The organism is Paenibacillus sp. J22R67 (genome assembly GCF_059692175.1).
Genome location: NZ_JCAUAX010000028.1, coordinates 1 through 20570, shown reverse-complemented (window position 1 = coordinate 20570; position 20570 = coordinate 1). Strand labels below are relative to the sequence as shown.

The following is a 20570-nucleotide window of genomic DNA, read 5'->3' as shown; positions in this document are numbered from 1 at the left end:
ACCACGCTTTGACTGTTTGGTGATGATGGCGGAGGGGACCCACGCGTTCCCATCTCGAACACGACCGTTAAGCCCTCCAGCGTCGATGGTACTTGAACCGCAGGGTTCTGGAAGAGTAGAACGTTGCCAAGCAATATGATCTCACTATAAGTGGGGTCCTTTTTTTGTTTGTAAAAGTCATCGATTATGCTCCCTAAGAGAATAAGGATTCGTTTAATTCATAAGTAATAAGTAAAAGCATTCTGATGTTATATAATAATGATAATTACACAAAAAGGGGGATCCTTAAGATAGGGTCTCCCTTTTTATTGTACAAAAAATTCAGAAGTTCTTAACGTTAGTATTAAAGGTCGTTTGCTCATATCACAACCATAATAATTATGTACTGCCATTTGCACTACAAAAAACATCCAGTGGGAGCAGGAGTTCCTGACCGTAAATTATTAATTATAAAGATCACATTATAGAAATATTAAAGAATACTAACCATGTTTTAAACATTAATTTCAAGAATTTCCACTTGGAGGAATAGGACTATTGACTTATGTGTGATAGAATAATAGGGGCTTTTCGTTGGAAACAAAGATAGTATTTGGAAATTTAGGCTTATTTAAATGGCAATTGATATTTATTTTCACGATATCATTGTTTCTGTTAGAAGTAGATAAATAAATTCTCGCTGCCGACATTTGACTTTGAGAGCCATGTTTATCGAAATCGTTCTACGGAAAAGTTTGGAATTGGTAAGATTGAGGGGGACAACGTAGGAGCGCTAAAGAAGCTGTTTTACGTACGAATTTACATTATTAGGGATATCTCTCAAAAACTGCTGGATGAGGTCGAAAATTCTTTGAATATAATTGGGAGTGAGTTCATTGATGATGTTCTGAGAGAAATGGTCAACAAAAACGTGATGCTTAATGAAAAGTATCGAAAATCAAGATTGCATATTTGGAAGTACAAGCTATTCGAGAGTTCTGTGTGGCTATTTTCACTTCATTGGAGAATAGATCTATTTATTCGTATTAAAAGGAGATAATAAGTTGAAAAATATTTTAAAAACTTTAGTTGTATCCACATTTTTTTTACTTCTTTTTATTTATCCTACATTTACTTATGCAAATCCAAGTGTTTCGGTAAAGCTGGACGATCAGTTAATGGTATTTGAGGTTAATCCCTTTATTAAAGATGGTTCTAGTATGGTTCAATTTCGGCCAATCTTTGAGAAGTTTGGTTTATCGGTTACCTGGAACAGTAATGAGAGAACGGTAATGGGTGTAAAAGATGGGCTTATTATCCTTCTTAAAATTGATGATAATAATGCGATTGTTAATGGTAAGAGTTATAGATTAGAAGTGGCACCGACAATCGTTCAAGGAGTTACCTTTGTACCTTTACGTTTTATTGGAGAAGCATCTGGAAATTCCGTAAAGTGGGATAATGATACTCAAATTGTAACGATAAATTCTGTTAATGCCATATTACCAGTAACTAATGGTAGTTCTATGCAACCTAAAAATGAAGGCCAGATTATTCAAGAAATTAGCAGTCGTGTTAAATATACTGTTATTGACGGTATTGATCCTAATAATTCTCTCAAACTTGCTCCTACGGAAGCATCTATGGGGATTACTTTGGACAATGCAGACGATCTGACTTCGTTTAAGGAGTTAACAGATGCCAACAAAAGAAAATTCGTAAATAGTTTTGTCCAAACTCACTGGGGGGATGTTCTAGGGGTTCGCCATTGCTATGTATATGTAATCTTTCAAGGCACAATATATTCAGCAGCAGATATTTTATATAAAGTAAGCGATGATCAAATAAGTAAGTTTGAATATTTCCCAGAAGGTTATGTCGAAGCAAATTCAAGTAACACAAAAAATGAAGACCAAATCATTCAAGAAATTAGCAATCGTGTTAAATATACCGTTGTTGACGGTATTGACCCTAATAATTCTCTTAAACTTAGTCCTACAGAAGCATCAATAGGAATTCTCTTAGAAAATGAAGGAGATCTCACTTTATTTAAGGGATTAACAGATGCAAGCAAGAGGAAATTCATCAATAACTTCGTACAAGCCCATTGGGGTGATGTTGTAGGGGTAACCCATTGCTATACATTTGTTAGCTTTCATAGCACTATATATGCATCTGCGGATATCTCATATAAGGTTAGTGACGATAAAATAAGTGGATTTAATTTTTTCCCAGAAGGTTATGTCAATTCAAATAGTACAAGTGCACAGAGTACAACACAGCCGAATTCGAGTAGCCAAATTAACAAACAATTATCGCTTTATTCAAACGATGGGAAGACATATCTAGGGGAACTTACGTCCAACGAGTTTGCCTTAGATTCAATTTTCAATGAATTCGGAAGTTATGGTAGTAAGTTCGCAGCAAAAAGTATCTGGAACGAATTTGGTACGTATGGAAATGAATTTTCTAATGAAAGTGCATTTAATAAATATGCTACAAAGCCACCGATCATAATTTTGGATGGAAAATTGATCGGTTACCTAACGGTTAATACATTACTTTCAGGTGCAGTATCCCCAATAGGGCTCGAAGGTTGGTTAAAGTCAAATGGATACTAAATAGTTGTTACATCGATAGGGGATCTATTTCATTAGATCATCCTCATTGGTATTTTATGTGGAAGTGGATTTAAACGAATCAGCTTTGATGGTAAACTCATAATACTCTAAATGATGGCCTATGATGACTATTTTGAACTTTTGATCTGGGGATATAACATACATTAATTAAAGGCGGGATTGAATTGTATTGTAACAAATGTGGGCAGGAGCTCACGGAACAAAGTTCGTTCTGTAATAAATGTGGTAACGACTTAAGAAGTCTAAAAGAGGTCGGAATTATGGCACCAAATCCATCTATGACATCACAAGAAATTTCCTTGGAGCCAAAAGCATTACAATTATTAAATAGACTGTCCGAGAACATAAAAACAAATGTAATATTGTGTATTTGTTCAATTTCAACTCTTATTTACTGTGTAACACGTATTCCTCATATATTTAGAGATATTAATCTCCAAAAAAAATTAATTCCTACGCAGAGAAAAATTATTGACTTAAGTACCCAGATACATGGAAGTGCCCGAGTTGATGAAGCTGAACTAGATAGTATGACAAATCAATTGTACATGGGATACGGTAAATTAGCATTAATAGGTATAATCATTATCTTCTGTGTATTTATCATTTATTATTTCTCAAAAGGCCTTATAAACCATAGTAAACGCGGTGCGAGTATATAAGTAGGGGATGATAACTGTGGTTTGTAATAATTGTGGAACAGGACTACCTGTAGATAGTTCATTTTGTTATAAGTGCGGAAAGCCGTTGGAAATTAATAATTATTCAATGCATCAGCAATTACAATTACCCATCAACAGATTAAATCAGGGGATTTTAAAAAATAGTAATACATTGGAGCCATCAACACATCCAAGTAGTCTTAAAAAGCGAGCTTTAATTATAATTTCGATTATCTCGTTAGTAGTAATTATTTTTTTTGTATATTATTCAAACTATAGTAAGGCAGTCAGTGCTGCCAGCGAGTTATATTATGATAAAACATACACAAAAGCAGCAGACACATTAATATCTTATTTTCCATTAAGTGTAGATGATTCAAAACTTTTTAAGAAAATAAAACTTACAAAGGAACTTCATGTAAATCTGGACTATTTTGATATGTATGCCAATGCTAAATATCTCGAACCAAATTTCAAAAGTGCATTAGAGAGCTTGCTAACGGGATATAAGATTTGTAAAGAAAATGAAGAAAAAGCAAAAGAGGTTGATCTTGGGTACACATATACTTCGATGTTAAATGAGTATGTGGATTTGCTGGAACAATACTATGGTATTACTGAAACCAAAGCTGAGCAACTGAATAAGATGGATTACTCATCACGTCAAAAAGAAATCGATAATCTGCATAGTAAAGGTCAGTCATATGCAAATCAAAAAAGGCAAGAAGATCAAAAGCGTGAATACAGAAATTCAAACCCTTTGACATTCAACGATATATATCTCTCATCAAATTCCTCATATGCAGTACTTGAGGGAAGCGTAAAGAATGTTAGTGATAAAAAACTCGAATTTATAAAGATTAAGGGTATTTTCAAAGACGCAAACGGTAATGTAATCGATTCAGATTGGACTTATGCTGTTGGTGGAGAGGGTTTAGCATCAAATGATTCTAAAAAGTTTAGAATGTCTGTAAAAAAAGATAATAGGATTAAATCTGCAAGTGTTGAATTAACAAATTAATAACTCTAATATTCGTTTATTCCAAGAGCAATAAGCAACCTAGCAAGATTAAATAAACTTGGAAAAGAAATATAAAGCAAGAAATCACTCCAATTTTCAGGAGTGGTTTTTCCTTATCTACTGATATTTTACTTGTGGTATTAATACTTAGTATCATTATAAAATTGTTTTATAAGAATGTTATTGCGTTGGTCTTACCAAACCATGCAAATAATAAGAACAACTCGTGTAAGCAATAATTGGTTAACAACAGTTATTTTAAGAAATATCGATGTGTGCTAGAGAAATGCATATATTAATTATATTCTTTAAAATCTGGAATTGTTGAAAACATGGATTATAAAATATAAAATTGTGACAATGATACAATAGTAGGCGCTGGACCTGTTAGAGGTATAATTAGATCATTATCTAGTAAAGAAATCCTTAGAATTTGTATCAAGCTATAGTACAAAAACATGCTATCTATCAAAAAAGTTTTTGAAGGGTGTTTAAAGTATGAATAACAACATGTCAGAGCCAGAAATTAAAAAAGAGACACACCATCGTTACGATATATTAAATTACATAATGGGTACGCACGAAGCTGCTAAAGAATGGGATCTGACATACACCAGGGTAGGAGTTCTATGTAACGAAGGTGTGGTACATTCTAGATTATTCGGAAAAGCATGGATGATTCCACGTTTACATCCGAATCCTAAAAAAAGTTTGAAGAATGTAAGTGCGCCAGATGATTCAATAATTCGTGATGCTGCGGACCTTCTTGAATTTTTAGAAGTAATTAAAGAGTCACCAAAGGCCACAGCAATTTACTTGCAATTGCTCCAGGATATAAAATCGCTAAATAGAGAAAATGTTGAGCTTAAGGAAAAAATTTTAAATATGGATGTGTGACTAATTGAAATATACTATGATCAGGGACTTTACATATGATCACCAGCATCTATCAATTGGCGATAGTGTTTATCGTATTGGTGGGAATGGCGTAAGGCTCCAGAAGGACATGAAATGGCGGAATTTAAGATGTCAAATGGTGAGACTATCGCTTTAATTAAAGATGAGGTAAAAGAGAATTGAGTCAAGAAATTGAAACGTAATCAACAAAAATGTGTTTGAGTCTAAGGAGAGAAATCATGTCGTCATTTCAAAGATGGTTACGTATTGTATTACCTGAAGTACAAATAATTGATTATATTAAACAACATGGATTTCGTATAAAAAAGAACAATATTACCGCCAGATCTGCACATTCGAGTCTGCCTTCTAGGTCGCATGGAGCCTCGACGGACGCAAGGAATATGGCAACAATCTCAGGCAATGCCGTCAGTCCTGTATCAACTGGGGGTATAAAAGAGGTTGTTACGGACACGAAAAGAGGATTGCAGCAGTTACGTACTAATTTGAATGTTAATAATATCGATGAAGTATTTGAAAAGGTGATTCAATCTTTAAATAGACAACTATTCGATCAAGATAACTTTATCGAGGATTTAACAACTACTTACAAAAGAGCCTTTCTGACTCGCAGAAAAGGGGTCGTCCAACAAACGATTTTATTGGCCGGTCCTGAAGGTACAGGAAAGATAGAAGGCCTTTCCTTGTTGATTGAGCAGTTATACCAACAGCGTCTCATTCCATATCGTAAAGTTATCGAAATTGATCTTTCTTCCTATAATGAGCGTGAAATACATACAAACTTTATTTCTGATTGCGCAGCTGCGTTTGGATTTGGAGTCGGTACAGTTTGTTTTAAAGGGATTCATCAAGCACAAAATGAAATCCTCAGCTATGTTTCGGATTTGGTAATGAAGGGATACTTCCGCACAGAAGCAGGGATCATAGTAGACGGAACAGATTACTTTTTAGTATTTTCAATCGATGAGCCCGTTTCAAACGAAGAAGAAGCACTAAGTAAATTGCCTTCGAACATCCGATCGGAAATTGATGCTGTGATACAGACTCAACCGTTATCACTGAATGCTTTAGGGCAAATAGCAAAGCAATTGTTAGATAGAATAAACCATCAAATGCAATCGAATGCCCAAGTATCTATTTTATATTCAGATGAGGTAGTTGCATTCTTGGCATCGCATGCCCAACAGTCTAACCGATATGGAACCATTCTTCATAAATGGATTGAAGATGAACTTTTAGCTAAGCTGATGGATTTACGAGCGAGACGGGAAATTAAGCAAAGTGAGCAGATTGAATTGCAGGCGTCAGAGAAAGGGCTCACGGTCAGAATAGAACATCAACCGGTTCAAGTATTGACGATCTCCATGAAAGAGGATGAATCCCTTGAAGAACTGCTTAAGGAGTTAAATGATTTAACAGGATTAGAGAATGTCAAAGTGTTTGTGAAAGAGTTAATGGACACAGTAAAGATACAAACGATGCGTAAAAATGCCGGGCAAAAAGATCAGCATTTAACCTTGCATATGATTTTCTCAGGAAATCCCGGAACAGGTAAAACGACAGTTGCTAGATTGATAGGACGTTTACTAAAAGCTATGGGGATCCTGTCTAAAGGTCAGCTTATCGAAACTGCAAGGCAAGATCTAGTGGGAGAATATGTGGGCTCTACAGCACCCAAAACGAATACTAAGATTAGGGATGCGATTGGTGGCGTACTATTCATTGACGAAGCGTATACCTTATCCCGTACTAAAAATGATCCTTTCGGACAAGAGGCGATTGATACGCTAGTCAAAGGAATGGAGGATCATCGCGAAGATTTGGTCGTTATTTTGGCTGGTTATACCAATGAAATGAAAGAATTCCAAAAGGCGAATCCAGGACTACCATCCCGATTCCCGTTTCAAGTGGAGTTTCCTGACTATTCCGCGGATGAAATGTTTGAAATTTGTAAGATGATGGTCAAACATAGAGGGTATGTCATGGAGGAAGCTGCGCAGGAAGACTTAGTTGCACTCTTTGCAAAGAAGCAGGTTCCTGGAAAAAATGACAGCGGAAACGGCCGTTTGGTTCGTAATCTGTTTGAAGAAGCGATTAGAAAGCAGTCTGTACGGCTGGTCGAAATGTCAGAAATGGCAGATTTAAATTTGTTAACAAAAGAAGACTTTGGCATCGTCAAGGAGCAGCCGTTTAATCTTGAAGAACAATTAAGCGGTATTATTGGTCTCGAGAATGTGAAAACCTTCCTTCGAACGTTGGAAAAACAAATCCTTGTCAACAAACGACGAGTAGAAGCCGGAATCAAGGTGAAGACAGAGCAAAGCTTACACATGATTTTTGCAGGAAACCCTGGTACCGGAAAAACAACCATTGCCAGGTACGTAGCACAAATGTTAAAAAATCTCGAAGTTATTAAAAAAGGACATTTAGTCGAAGTCGGCCGGACCGAGCTGGTCGCCGGCTATGTAGGGCAAACTGCAGAAAAAACGAAAGAAGTTGTGGAGTCGGCACTCGGCGGCGTGCTGTTTATTGACGAAGCGTATGCTCTGGTTGACAAGAACAACGGAGGTGTTGGCGAGGAGGCTATTCATGAGCTCGTTCGATTAATCGAAATCCATAAAGATAATCTGATTGTAATTTTAGCAGGTTATACGGATGAGTTGAGGGAATTTCTAAATGTAAATCCTGGACTTGCCTCACGCTTTCCATTACAACTAGAGTTTCCCGATTATTCGGCTGAAGAAACGGTACGGATGACGGAGATCATGGTCCAGTCGAAAGGCTTTCATTTAGAAGATGGGATTCAAACATCGTTAAATGAATGGTATGTAACCAAACAAATTGCCGGTAAAAAAGATGGTGGAAATGGCCGCCTCGTTCGCAATACGATTGAGAAAGCGATTCGAAGACAGGCCGTCCGAATTGCCGATCAAATTGAGCTGTCCAATGCTGATCTTACCTTACTCACCAGCTATGATTTCGAACTCGATCGCAAAGAAGAACGGTCGGCATTCGAAGAGCTAGAGAAGATCGTTGGACTGGATGAGGTCAAAACAATTGTAAATAGCTTATCTGCCCAAATAGAAATGAATAACCGCCGCAAGGCATTAGGCTTGTCTGATATGGGCTACCAAAGCCTGCACATGGTGTTTAAGGGCAAACCGGGAACTGGGAAAACAACGATTGCTCGAATGATTGCAAAGCGGTTAAAGGAACTGGGCGTAGTGAAAACAGATAAAATTGTCGAAACAGATCGTGCTGGTCTTGTTGCTGGTTTTGTGGGCCAGACGGCTTTGAAAACAAAAGAAGTGATTGACCGCGCACTCGGTGGCGTACTGTTTATCGATGAAGCTTACAGCCTTGCAAGCGATTCGTTTGGCAAAGAAGCGATCGATATGCTGGTGAAAGCGATGGAGGATCATAAGGATGAGCTTGTTGTCATCGTCGCTGGATATGATGAAGATATGGAAGCTTTCCTAAACGTTAATCCTGGATTGCGTTCGCGTTTCCCTAATATCATTACGTTTGCGGATTATAGCACATCGGAATTGTTGGAAATCAGCCGGTTGATTTTACAAAGTAAGGGATACAAAGTTTCAGAACGAGCGGAAGAAAGAATGCTCGAGGTATTTGAAAATAACGCAGGGAAAAAGGACAGCGGAAACGGTCGCTTTGCTCGCAACTTGTGTGAAGAAGCTATAAGAAACCATGCGATTCGTTACTCGGGAAAACTCGATGCATCACTCGAAGAGTTGACAACGATTGAGGATCAAGACATTAGAGAGGCGAGATAGTATGATAAAAAAAATCTTTCAATTCATTCTTTTGGTCGCCTTCACTCCAATTTTCTGCATAGTGTTATTATTTCTGTTGATCAGCCCCGTCGTGGCGGTTTCAGAGATCTTCGCAATCATTCAACATGAGGCCCCAAAAGAGAATGTATATTTTATTTTCTTGATGTTAATAAGTTTGACATTGTACTTATCTATGAGGGTTTCTGCTTTTCGGAAAATTTACGGAATGTTTCCTGTTCTGTGGCCTCTCTCGCAGATGCTATTTATTAGTCTGACTGGTCTTGCATTCGGAGTTTTTTTCATGAACCTATGGGCAGAGAATGAAATCATTTCAAAGCCAATTGCAATCATATTCATGATTGTAAGCTTGATTGTGGCGCGTTTATTTATGTCCTACTGGTATAAAAAGTATCCGATCAGCACAAAAATGTTTATATGAAAGTAGGAGAGAATTTGCAAGAGATATCAAGTGCTAAATTAAAAGATAGCAAAGCGATTCAACCCAATGTAAAATCAGTTGAACAGTTCCCTGCTACCGAGCAGGAAGAGGAATTATTCATCGGGGAAAAGAAAGTTCGTATGGTGTTCGGAGTTTTAGCGATTCTTTTTTTCATTTTTGGTATTTTTATAGTGGGTACAACAAGCCAGCAAAAAGGTACCGCTGAATTAAAAAATCGTGTCAGTACATCGATCGAATCCGGATTTACGACAGAAACGGATGTGAAGATCGATTCCCGAGACTTCGAAGTAAATGGATTTGAGGGAAACGGCACGGCGCGTATGTTAATTTGGGATTTTAAAGGAAATACAAACAACGAGGTGCAAATCTTGGTGGATGGTAAGGTTTTAAGAGAAGTACATGTCTTAAACAAAAACGTGGCAGCTTACTCTGTTCCTGTACCCAGTGTTGTTACAATCAAAGGATTAACTAGCAATTCGGGAGTGCCTATAACATATGCGGTGAAGTTTCCAGAACGTAAACAAACTCTTTTTAATGTTGTTCCCTCTAAAGGAGCTAATCAATATACACTAGTCCCTAGGCTCTAGGACTAGTTAATACAAGGCTACCAATAAGTTCTCCGAACTTGTTGGAAGCCCTTTTCGCGTTCTGGATATTTCACATCCCAAATACCGCAGCTTAGGAGTTCCTTAAACGCGTTGTAATGGCATCCACGATTCGTAACGGTCAAGCTTAGCGATTACCAAAGTATCACCGTTTTTCAGTTCGTTTCAATGGCATGGAGATATTCCATGTCTTTTTCTTCTCTAAGTAGGATGAATGTTGCTGTTTTCATTTGGACAAGCTTGTTATTTTGTCCGCATACCATTTTGCGGTAAACCAACTCCTACACAGCCCTCTTTTTTCCATATATTTCAATAATACTAGAGGTTATATGGTAATATGGAATCATCAGAAAGTTATTCGTTTTTTTTCAGTTAAGATCAGATGTGGAGGAACTATATATGCTTTCAGTTACTATGTTTCCTGCAAAAAGTGGAGATTGTTTTTTGATATCGTTTGGTGAAGATTCAAAAAAACACATATTAATAGATTGTGGATATGCTGAAACGTATAAAAGTTATTTAAGAAAAAAACTAACTTCAATAGCCGAAAAAGATGAATATATATCATTGTTTGTAATCACTCACGTCGATCAAGATCATATATTAGGGGCGATTCCTTTTATCAAGGAAAATAATGAAAAAAAAATTATTCACATTTCAGAAATTTGGCATAACAGTTATCGGCATTTGCAGTTTTCGAAAGGTAAAGTGGGCAATATTGATGAGTTAGAAAAAAAGGTGCTTGAAGAAGAAATAGCATTAGGTAGTTCAATTCTTGAAAAATCGGAGGAAGGTATCGTAGATTCTGAAATAAGCGTTAAGCAAGGTTCGACATTGGCATCATTAATTTATGAAGGCAAATACAATTGGAATAAATCGTTTGACGGAAAAGCAGTGAGTACTTGTGTAAAGCAATTCATCGAGATAGACGGCGTGAGATTATACATACTGTCACCCGACAAAGATAAATTAGACTCACTTTCGAAGGAGTGGCTAATGCATTTACAAAGCTATAAATATAATTTTAACTTATCAGAGGATCAAATGTTTGATGATGCGTTTGAATTCTATATGTTAGGAAAACCAGAATTAAATATTGTTGACGAGGGTATTTCTAGGAAATCAGTAAATAATTTAAATTATTTTCTAAATCTGCAACAAAATGAAATTGATACAGCAGTATTGAACGGCTCTTCAATTGCATTTTATATGGAATATAAAGATAAAAAACTCTTATTTCTCGCTGACTCCCATCCGGATATTATCTGTTCAAATATTGTAGAACTTTGTAAGTTAGGTGTGTTGGAAGGTGGTTTTGATCTTGTGAAGATACCACATCACGGAAGTGTGAAAAACATGACACCTGAGTTAGCCCAATCAATCCCATCCCGAAAATACCTAATATCCACTAACGGCACAACACATGACCATCCTGATTTAGCAGCAATAGCGAGAATTCTTATTGCAGGGCAAAAAGGAAAATTAAAAGAACTTATTTTTAACTATCCTACAGATACGGCAATGATGTTGGATAACAAGGAATGGATGGACAAATATAATTATTCAGTAAATATTGCAAACGGAGATAATCCAGTAACTGTCGAATTGTAAAGGAGATTACTATGGATATTTCAATATGGAAGTCAATTCCTAAGATTGAATGTGGGTCTCAGAAGGGCACTGCATTTCTAGTTTCCCCTAACATTGCCTTGACAGCAACTCATGTGGTCGGTGAGTGCTTAAGCGAAGGAAAAGAAGTAAAGCTTATTTTCAGAGATATTTTTGGTTCGGAGCAAATAATAGTAGATGCAAAGCCCTTGTATAATAAAGATTCTACTCATGATTATCCAATTATTGCACTACAATTATCGAGAGAAATAAATGAATGTGCCTTTCTTGAATGTTTAGATTATAAGTTTAATACAGCAGTAGAGTGTTTTAGTTTTGGTTACCCACCTGCACGCCCTATCGAAGGTACTTCAATTAAAGTAACCGTGGTTAATTTTAAAGAAAATTTAGGTCACAGTGCCTGGAACATAGATCTAGGAATTAATGATAACATTAAAGATTATCAAGGTGTTTCCGGTGCACCTCTTATCTTTGATAATCGTGTGGTTGGTATAGTTCAAAGACAAGTTTCCGAAGATCGAGCAGCAAGTCGGTTATCTGCCGTTAGCTTATATTTTTTTATCGAGTATCTAGTGTCTATTGGAGTTCATCTTAAAAAGAGAATACATACTGGAGTATATGATAAAAAAGTTTCTTCCCCGCGAATTTACCCAATGGTACAAGGGCATATACCGAGAAAACTAATTCCAGCAAATAAACATAACGCAATCTCTTGGTTGATTAATAGTGAAGACCTGAAAGATCCATTAGATGTCATTAGGGAAAGTAAACTTGTCGCACTACTAGGAGGAGCGGGAACAGGTAAATCTATTGAGTTAGATTATATAGCTTCAATTTGTTCACAGGCTTCATCCGAATTAGTACCAGTACTGATAAAATTAAACAAGTTTGTTCCATGCAGTTTGAATGAAATTATTAGCGATTATTGGTCAGATTGGACTTTGATCCCTGACAATGCATTGTTATTAATATTGGATGGTTTGGATGAAGTTGAGAGCCACTATAAAAGAGATGCAATAAAATATATAGAGTTATTCGTTGAACAGCATCCTGAAATCCACATTGTTGTTTCATGTAGGCGTAATTTTTATCAATCGGGAAATGAATATTTTTCTGGAACTCTCGAAGGATTTAAGACATTCCTTCTATATGATTTAAATCAAGAAGAAATTGATGCTTATATTTTTTCAGTGTTAGGAAAAGAAATATCAAAAGATTTTATAATCGCTATTCAACAAAGCAATCTGAGACCACTCATGGATATACCCTTTTATTTAGTGAGAATAATTGATATGTATTCAAAATTTGGGGCGTTGCCAAAAAATAAAGCTGAACTCTTTCAAAACCTGATTGCCCAAGGCTTACAGAATGATATTCAGCATTTCAAAAATGCTATGGATTTAAGTAAAGAACAAGAGAAGTTGATGTTGTGTTTAGAAACAATAGCGCTCGGTATGGAGGATTTAGGAAGAAATTATTTGACCAATCAAGAGTTTACCCTGATTACAAGCGAAGAGAACCAGCATCTGTTGACACATTGTACGCTTTGGAAGAGGAATGAGGAACAAGGCGACATTAGATGGCAGTTTGAGCACAATAACTTTCAAGAATTTCTTGCAGCTAGAATTCTAGCAAGACAGGAATTGGAGGTAATCAAGGAGTTTCTTGCATTTCCACCAGAAAATAATAAAGTCATCCCAAGTTGGGTGAATACGTTGTCTTTTTTAGTCTGTTTGATGGAGCCCGATAATAATAAGTTCAATGATTTATTGAAATGGCTTAATGAAGGAGATCCTGCAATGGTGATTCATTTCGAAGCTGATCGAGTGGATGAGACATTAAGGATTCAATTATTCCAGAGTATCTATACCTTTTATGAGGAACGAAATATATGGATTAATAGGGATAAGTTCGATTTTAGAACGTTAGCCAACTTTGGGCAGACTGATGACAATGTAGATTATTTATTGAACAAAATTTCGAAAGGCCACTATACATCCCGTGTAAACGCATTAAAACTCTTGAGCTATATGCGAGCTCCTATTTCAAAAAGATCAATGATTCGAGATATCGTAATTGAAATTATTGCGAACGACGACGAACTTCCAGTTGTAAGAAGCACGGCATTAGGTGTGGTGACTAAATATAAATTTCGGTCCGCTAGTCATGTTGAACGTATTGTGTCAGCTACCAGAATATCTTCGGATGACACAATACGCACTTATTTATATCAATATTTAATTGAATGTGATCTAGTGGAGGACAATATAGATGTTTTTCTTGAGGGAATTCAATACGTTGGAATCAATATTAACAATAAGGAATCAAGGTTAATAAATGAAAAGATGGAGTTAGAACGAGGGATACAGAAAGCTAAGTCTCCGGCTAGTGTAAGCAAGATTTTGGTTTTTCTCAATGAGAATCTAAAGCATATTGACCCTTTTTCCTTGAAAGATCAATTTGGAATTATTGGTTCAAATACTGCGGTCGCATATGAATCAGATAGTAGTATTTTTATGCCAGCTTTAATTTTATATGTAAATCTTCATGGAAATTACTGGGGTAAAGAGGCGAAAGATTTTTCGATCTTCTTTGATAAAAGTTATACGAGTCAGGAAGCCATAAAATTACTGCTCGAACAGCGTAATATTAGGGCGCTAGGATTATTGGTTGATGAGGAATCTATTGAGTTTGTATCACAACAATATCTAGAAAATAAATTATCAAATGATGATATTTGGAAGATACAACATGAAATAAGCCCGAGGGAACTATATATGGCATTTAATAAACACATGAATGAAGTGACAAATAATACGTTTGTGTTTCCGCAAAGAAGAGATTATGAACAGGAGCGTAAAGATAGTCTAAAGCGTGATATTGATCTGTTATTTAATAAAGAAGCGTTTATAGAACAGGCGCGGAATATTTACATTGCTGAAGGAAAGGAACAATTCAACCAAGATGAGATTTTAGATGTACGGGTAAGAAGAAACGAGAATGAATACTCTAACCTTGTAACTGATAAAATCTATCGGATGGCTGGAACTGGTGACATTTCGTATGAAAAGGTAGTTGAGAATATTCAATCTTGGGATTGGGATTACTTTTGTTTAAGTGAATTATATAGGAATATGTCTTCATCAGCTGATGTTATACTTACTGACGAACAGATCCAGTGGGTTTCTAATTGGTGTATAAAAAATGTTGAATTTTTTGATTTTACAACAGCTTGGCAACGTAATCCAGACGGAGGGAACACTGTAAAAGATTTAGCAATAATCTTTTGGTATTTCCAAAGAAAATATAATCTGGAATATTCACAAGAAGTTTTTCTTGATATGCTTTCGTTTGATTGGGGCGAAGGTAGTAAAATGTTAGGGATTAAATATTTAGAACAATACCTTGATTTCGAAATAATGTCTGAACGAGTTTGGGATAACTTACAAAATGGGATAGAGATAGACGACATTCTTAATAATCACTTGGATTTTTGTGAGAGACATTCCATTAATGATGTATTGCCATATGCCTTGCATATCATTTGTGATACCTCAAGGAGTTCCACATTACGAATTGCCGCGTTAAAGACTTATATGAAATTATCGAGTGCTTTGCATGTGTTAATTGGTAACTTACCTATATTCAAGATAACTTTAAGTGGGAAGTCGTGCGGCAGTTATTTGAAATTGGTAAAGGGCCAGAGTGTGAATGTTACCTAATGTCACTTTTGGACCCAGCGCAGAAAAAAGAAGATGAGTTACAGCCAATAAAATTCCTTATTAACCTACAAAATTTGGATGCACTACAAGCTTATACAGACTGGGTAGAAAGACAAGTAAGAAGTAGGAGTCTCATAGAACGAACAATTCAATTAAGTAGCATAAAGAATGTCGAAGCGTTACCGTATTTAATTAGATTGCTTTCCTTTACTTATGATGATGGCTTTAAACAAAACAATTTTGAGCGTGTAGATTTTGGAGTGCAAAATGCAATTACAAATGTTGCAGTTCAATCAACTGGAAATTTTAAAGCGGTAAAAATATTACTGGAGAGTTTTATAAGAGAACATAGTCATTTCAAAAATATTAACTTTCTGTATGTATTCATAGAAGACATAGAATCTAAGTATTATGTTGCTCTGCAAAGTGGGCGTGATATTTCTGAAGTGAGACAGCGATTACAATCTATTGGATTGTTGAGTTGACTATCTTGCTTAATTACTAAGGTGGTCACTCATGAAGCTCCCAGAATGCTTGCCCTACAGCGATCCAGTCCTTCGCAAAGTTAGTCATCTTTTAGGTCATCATTCTCCTGTATATCTTGAGAAAGTATATCAAGGTGAAGCCGAATATTTCTACGATGCACATAATAGTAAACACTACGTGAAAAGTGCTTTGAAAATAGGGAACATTGATGTCTTGTAACAGGACTATTCTACGGGGGGGAAATATGGACAAAAATATTTCGAATTTGAAGGCTAATCAATTTCATCTTTTGAACGAATATAATGACGGGAATGGCCTTATTTTAAAATTGAAAGAAGAACATAAGGATAAGGATAAGGATAAGGAGAATATATATTTTGCTCTTAACTATGATAAGAACGATGAGCAAGTAGTTATTCTTGCTTATATTGATAAATTTACAACAAGTGAAATTCGATTAAATTTATATGACAAAGATAGCAAAAGCACTGATTGTTCATTCATTACTTCAAGATATGAAAAAGTAGGATCATTAATTGTCAATAATATCGTTTCTAAAAAAAGAAGGGTGTGGCATGGGAGCATTTTGTTATTACAGCTAGCGGAAATTTGTAAAACGCTAAATGATAAAATAGAAAAAAGCAACGATGAATTATTAAGTCGACACCAAAATAATCCATTACTTGTCCAACAAATAAAAAGTTCCATCAGTAGCTCATATAATAATTTTATAACATTCATTGATGGAGAGTTATTTAATGATGGATCTATTAGTGAGTTGAATTTAGAAAAATTTTATCAAATTAATTCTGCTCTCAGGAACGGCAGAGTATTTATTCAAATAAACTTAAATAGAATGACTGTTTTACATAAAGGAGAATGATCTGTGTCTAGTGAGTTTGTTTCCTCCGTAGCAACTGAGATAGGAAAGACAGATCTTGTGAAAGAGTATATTGATTCAGTATTTCCTAATATCGATGGAATTTCTATGTTTGTCGATTTTGGATTAACAACGGTAGGCATTGTAAACTCAGTAATCCAAGCTAATAGGTTGAAGAAAAGTTCGTTGCTTATTAAACAAGAATTAGAGAAAGTTGCACAAGCATTATCAGCTCTTAATGATAAAATGAAAAAACATCAAATCAGTGAACTGAAAAACTTTGTCGGTGTTGATTTCAATACGAATACGTATCAGTTTATTAAAACGATATTTCATGAGGCGATAGATGCAAAATCTAATAAACTTCGTGAGTATTGTGCATCAACAATAGTTTATCTAGGCGCGGCTGACTTTTCAGAAGGTATTAATTATAGAAAGCTGTACAGGTGCTTGAAGATTATCCAAGAACTTGATGATTTAGATGTCGACTTAATTAGCTTTTATGACATAAATGTTCAAAGGGTAAGTAAACCCGATGACAATACACTAACAGAAAAGGTTGAAGCATTTGAAGAGATGCTGTGTGCAAACATTGAATACTCAGCGCAAGATATATATTTGTCGGCTGTAAAGCTAAATCGATTAGGATTAATTGATTATGGAGTTAATAATACAAAAGAATATAATGTTGAGCGGAAAAAGGCGTTATTAATAGATTTTATTGTATTGAACAATCCAAGTTATCCAACAGATTTATATTTAGAATTTAATACTTACGTACATACGTACCTATAGAGTCAGCTAAGGAGGCGTAGCCATGAAAAAGTTTGAATACGTATTATTATGCGGAGATGGAGAACGAAGAGCTACAACGTGGTCATTATTGAAAGAGGGAGGGAAAACTGAAGAAATCTGCAAAGATGGAAGCTTACTGAAAGTATTAAATGATCTTGGTACTGAGGGCTGGGAGGCAGTGAATTACGACACATCACCAACGCGCATTTTGATTAAACGCGAGTTAAATTAGTAGATGTGGGAGTTGTAACAGAACTTACCGATAAGATCTAATGGTAATGATTGTCCTATACCTGAGGGAACTATTTTAGATGGGGAATTGAACAATGATAGGTACTTAAATAAACTAACTGCAAGAGTTGTTTCGAAAGAAATACTGAAAAACGCTGTTGTAAAAGGTTGCGAATGGCATATAGAAGGAAAATGCAACGAATGCATTGACGGATAGAGAAGTAAATTACGATGGTGCTTGGGGTTTGACTATCGGCAAGGGGAAGAAATTGTACTAGTTTCTCCCCTCATTGCCCTGAAATGATAGCATGGATGGAAAGTTATTGTGGGGGTTGGTGAAATAAAATGGTTAGAGAAATGCTTAGTAATATTATCTGGGGTTACTGGTACATATCTGTACCGCTAATATTAACGACTCTTTGGCAAGTTGTTAAATTTCTTTCAAAAAAATATACTGAACAACATTTTAGCAGAAACATAGAGAGATATAAGCAAGAATTGGGGATGCTGACAGAAAAATATAAGCAAGAATTGAATATGTTGACTGAGTTTGGTAAGTTTGATCTTCAAAGAAAAATCCAAGATTTTAGTCTCTACACAAACAAACGACACACTGCATATGCAAGATTATTTGAAGAGGTTTTAAGTGCGGAAGGAAAGTCTGTTGGTTTAATGGGGCTAAGAAGAGTTCCAGATTTGTCAACGTATAACGTTGAACAATTAAAACACTTGTTTGGAGTATATGGCGTTAATGAAGTGTATTATCGAAAATACACCGATACATGGGATAATACAGATAAAAAGAAAGTCGAAGATGTAAAAGATTACATACAAGCACAGGAAATTAATACTGCACGAAGCGCTATTACATTATTACAAAATGACTTTTTGCTATCAACCTTATATCTCTCTGATGAAGTTGAAGAAATTCTTCGAACTATCATAACAACAATCAAACAATATATCGTAAACTTGGAATACTACTTTGACGATGATGCTCACGGAAGAAGTGGTGTGGTGAAAGAAATGCATGAACAATCAAGGCAAATAGAAGCAACTCTAAAATTATTGCGACAAGCGATGCAAAAAGAGTTGGCGGTAGGCTATTATGAAGGTATAGCAAAGTCCTAGACTCCAAACGCATTAGACACAAAAAGAAGTAGGCGTAGGCACACTCCAGAAGTATTGCACGTACCGATTATAGCAAACCCCCATTGATCCGGTTTGCCGTCGCCATTAGTATCCTTTGTCAATTTTTGAGCCGCAGCCAGAAAATCGTCCCAAGTTACCGGAGCTTTCAGCCCTTCCTTCTCGAACCAATCCCCTCGGTAAATCAGTGCTTGAGGAGTCGACGCCCAAGGAAAAAGCTGCAGCTTGCCTTCTATACTGGATTCCTCAATAACATTTGGATAATATTCCTTCAAAAATCGGCTGATAAGAGCTTGGTTAAATCCGCTGCGGCATTCATTCCATAAACGTTGTACATAAACAAGCTTGTAAAATATTTTACCCGGTGTACCAAGGAAGTCAAGCCATGAAGCAATTAATACATATTATGAATGGTCGTGGTCATGCACTTCAAACGGAGGGTAGGATCGACAAGAGCGAGCTTGCTCAGTACTCACGAGACACGCAATCTTCTCTCGCACGTGATTTGGCTTCCTGTTTCGCATCTGCGGATGTGGCGCAGGCATGGCAAAAGCTTGCAGCGAAGGAACTCGAGGGCGTAGAAATGATTGCCGAGGACAATTTTAAGTAAATTCTGATGCAGCGTATGAAGGAACTTGCAGATGCCACTATCCATCTTTGCGGATTGGATCCTGTAGCATGGCGTGCTGATCGAGATAACGTACAGCACGAAGATGAACAGGTTCTTACTCCAGCTGCAGCATATCAGCGCACGGAAGAGGTTATGGATGTCGATGTGGAGGTTCTAGATCTCTTCAATATATCGGTAGCAAATCTGCAGAGACAGTTATTACAGAAGTGGCTACGGAGAAGCAGAAGCAGGAGATCGAAACAATCCAACTTCTAACTTTTGCGGAGCTCGCGTCTGCAACTGGAAAGAAGAAAGTCAAACGACCAGCGAAGATAATGGAAAATCAATTGCTGCTCTCGTTTGGATAACCCTATGTACAAAGAAGAGGCTTGCACAACGTGCAGCCTCTTTTTCTATTTTATTTTAAAAGAGGAGTGTAATACACTATGAATAACGTACTTCAGCAAGCACCGGTCAAGATTGATCGTTTTCTTCCCTATCCCAAGGAATTACCACCATTGGATTCGTTCGATGAAATTCATTGTAATGTCAGTGGCGGAAACGACTCGACGGCAGCACTGCTCTATATGCTTTACGGTTACAATGTCCCGAAGGAGAAGATAATCCTTTTTCATGCTAGGGTTGACGGTCCACCTGAAAACGAAGTCTTCTTTGATTGGCCCGATACCCCGTTGATCAAGGAAAATAAAGTTCGTTAATGGAAAATAAAGAGTGTTAGTGGAAAATAAAGTTCGTTAGTGGCGTTCACTTTTGTGAACACCACTTTTTTATTATTTGAGGTTTGTTATTAGTTTTAGTTAGTTAATTTAATTAGGAGACCTTACAATAAAGATATAGACTGGCGGCGGGCATTAAGCTATACCAGCTAATAGCTTGTCAATATTTCCAGAGAATTAAGTGAAATTCATGTGGTATATTGAAAAATAGGCATGCCAAATAACCCTCCCATTTTTTCCGTTTTGGAAG

At 36.3% G+C, this 20570-nt stretch carries 17 protein-coding genes, 1 rRNA gene and 1 pseudogene; 18 read left to right on the top strand and 1 reads right to left on the bottom strand.

What is annotated here, in order from left to right:
* Nucleotides 1-15 precede the first annotated feature (15 nt).
* From rrf to AC58VC_RS37825, 15 genes and pseudogenes are all read left to right on the top strand, one after another.
* Nucleotides 16-132, top strand: a 5S ribosomal RNA gene (gene rrf, locus AC58VC_RS37895).
* A 911-nt stretch (nt 133-1043) separates the two neighbouring features.
* A complete protein-coding gene (locus AC58VC_RS37890) occupies nt 1044-2600 on the top strand; it encodes a stalk domain-containing protein (protein ID WP_497376646.1) in 1557 nt (518 codons plus the stop codon).
* A gap of 281 nt (nt 2601-2881) precedes the next feature.
* A complete protein-coding gene (locus AC58VC_RS37885; RefSeq protein ID WP_497376645.1) occupies nt 2882-3283 on the top strand; it encodes a hypothetical protein in 402 nt (133 codons plus the stop codon).
* 7 nt (nt 3284-3290) lie between these two features.
* Nucleotides 3291-3365: pseudogene (locus AC58VC_RS37880) on the top strand (zinc-ribbon domain-containing protein); the annotation flags it as partial.
* A gap of 24 nt (nt 3366-3389) precedes the next feature.
* Nucleotides 3390-4304, top strand: coding sequence for an FxLYD domain-containing protein (locus AC58VC_RS37875; protein WP_497376647.1), 915 nt, complete (start codon nt 3390-3392; stop codon nt 4302-4304).
* A gap of 498 nt (nt 4305-4802) precedes the next feature.
* On the top strand, nt 4803-5201 hold the full coding sequence (locus AC58VC_RS37870) for a hypothetical protein (protein ID WP_497376644.1): 399 nt from the start codon (nt 4803-4805) through the stop codon (nt 5199-5201).
* A gap of 239 nt (nt 5202-5440) precedes the next feature.
* A complete protein-coding gene (locus AC58VC_RS37865; protein WP_497376643.1) occupies nt 5441-9016 on the top strand; it encodes an AAA family ATPase in 3576 nt (1191 codons plus the stop codon).
* 435 nt (nt 9017-9451) lie between these two features.
* On the top strand, nt 9452-10063 hold the full coding sequence (locus AC58VC_RS37860) for a hypothetical protein (RefSeq protein ID WP_497376642.1): 612 nt from the start codon (nt 9452-9454) through the stop codon (nt 10061-10063).
* 417 nt (nt 10064-10480) lie between these two features.
* Nucleotides 10481-11692 (top strand): MBL fold metallo-hydrolase, encoded by a 1212-nt coding sequence (locus AC58VC_RS37855; RefSeq protein ID WP_497376641.1) that lies wholly within the window; start codon nt 10481-10483, stop codon nt 11690-11692.
* An 11-nt stretch (nt 11693-11703) separates the two neighbouring features.
* The gene (locus AC58VC_RS37850) at nt 11704-15432 is read left to right on the top strand and encodes a trypsin-like serine protease (RefSeq protein WP_497376640.1); all 3729 of its coding nucleotides are present in this window, start codon (nt 11704-11706) and stop codon (nt 15430-15432) included.
* Nucleotides 15432-15917 carry a hypothetical protein gene (locus tag AC58VC_RS37845; protein ID WP_497376639.1) on the top strand — a complete coding sequence of 162 codons (486 nt, stop codon included), beginning with the start codon at nt 15432-15434 and terminating at the stop codon, nt 15915-15917. The genes AC58VC_RS37850 and AC58VC_RS37845 overlap by 1 nt, the downstream gene beginning before the upstream one ends.
* 245 nt (nt 15918-16162) lie before the next feature.
* Complete coding sequence (locus AC58VC_RS37840; RefSeq protein WP_497376638.1) at nt 16163-16801, top strand: hypothetical protein; 639 nt, start codon at nt 16163-16165, stop codon at nt 16799-16801.
* 3 nt (nt 16802-16804) lie between these two features.
* Nucleotides 16805-17593 (top strand): hypothetical protein, encoded by a 789-nt coding sequence (locus tag AC58VC_RS37835; RefSeq protein WP_497376637.1) that lies wholly within the window; start codon nt 16805-16807, stop codon nt 17591-17593.
* A 22-nt stretch (nt 17594-17615) separates the two neighbouring features.
* Complete coding sequence (locus AC58VC_RS37830) at nt 17616-17825, top strand: hypothetical protein (protein WP_497376636.1); 210 nt, start codon at nt 17616-17618, stop codon at nt 17823-17825.
* A 344-nt stretch (nt 17826-18169) separates the two neighbouring features.
* A complete protein-coding gene (locus AC58VC_RS37825; RefSeq protein WP_497376635.1) occupies nt 18170-18955 on the top strand; it encodes a hypothetical protein in 786 nt (261 codons plus the stop codon).
* Here AC58VC_RS37825 and AC58VC_RS37820 read toward each other — a convergent pair.
* Nucleotides 18952-19248, bottom strand: coding sequence for an extracellular solute-binding protein (locus AC58VC_RS37820; RefSeq protein WP_497376634.1), 297 nt, complete (start codon nt 19246-19248; stop codon nt 18952-18954). The two genes, AC58VC_RS37825 and AC58VC_RS37820, sit on opposite strands and share 4 nt — an antisense overlap.
* Before the next feature lie 110 nt (nt 19249-19358).
* Here AC58VC_RS37820 and AC58VC_RS37815 point away from each other — a divergent pair, with 110 nt between their 5' ends.
* The 3 genes from AC58VC_RS37815 to AC58VC_RS37805 all read left to right on the top strand — a co-directional run bounded on the left by AC58VC_RS37815 (nt 19359) and on the right by AC58VC_RS37805 (nt 20302).
* Complete coding sequence (locus tag AC58VC_RS37815; protein ID WP_497376633.1) at nt 19359-19583, top strand: hypothetical protein; 225 nt, start codon at nt 19359-19361, stop codon at nt 19581-19583.
* Nucleotides 19584-19589: 6 nt separating this feature from the next.
* Nucleotides 19590-19859 carry a hypothetical protein gene (locus AC58VC_RS37810; protein WP_497376632.1) on the top strand — a complete coding sequence of 90 codons (270 nt, stop codon included), beginning with the start codon at nt 19590-19592 and terminating at the stop codon, nt 19857-19859.
* Between the two features lie 170 nt (nt 19860-20029).
* A complete protein-coding gene (locus AC58VC_RS37805; RefSeq protein WP_497376631.1) occupies nt 20030-20302 on the top strand; it encodes a hypothetical protein in 273 nt (90 codons plus the stop codon).
* The last annotated feature ends 268 nt before the right edge of the window (nt 20303-20570 follow it).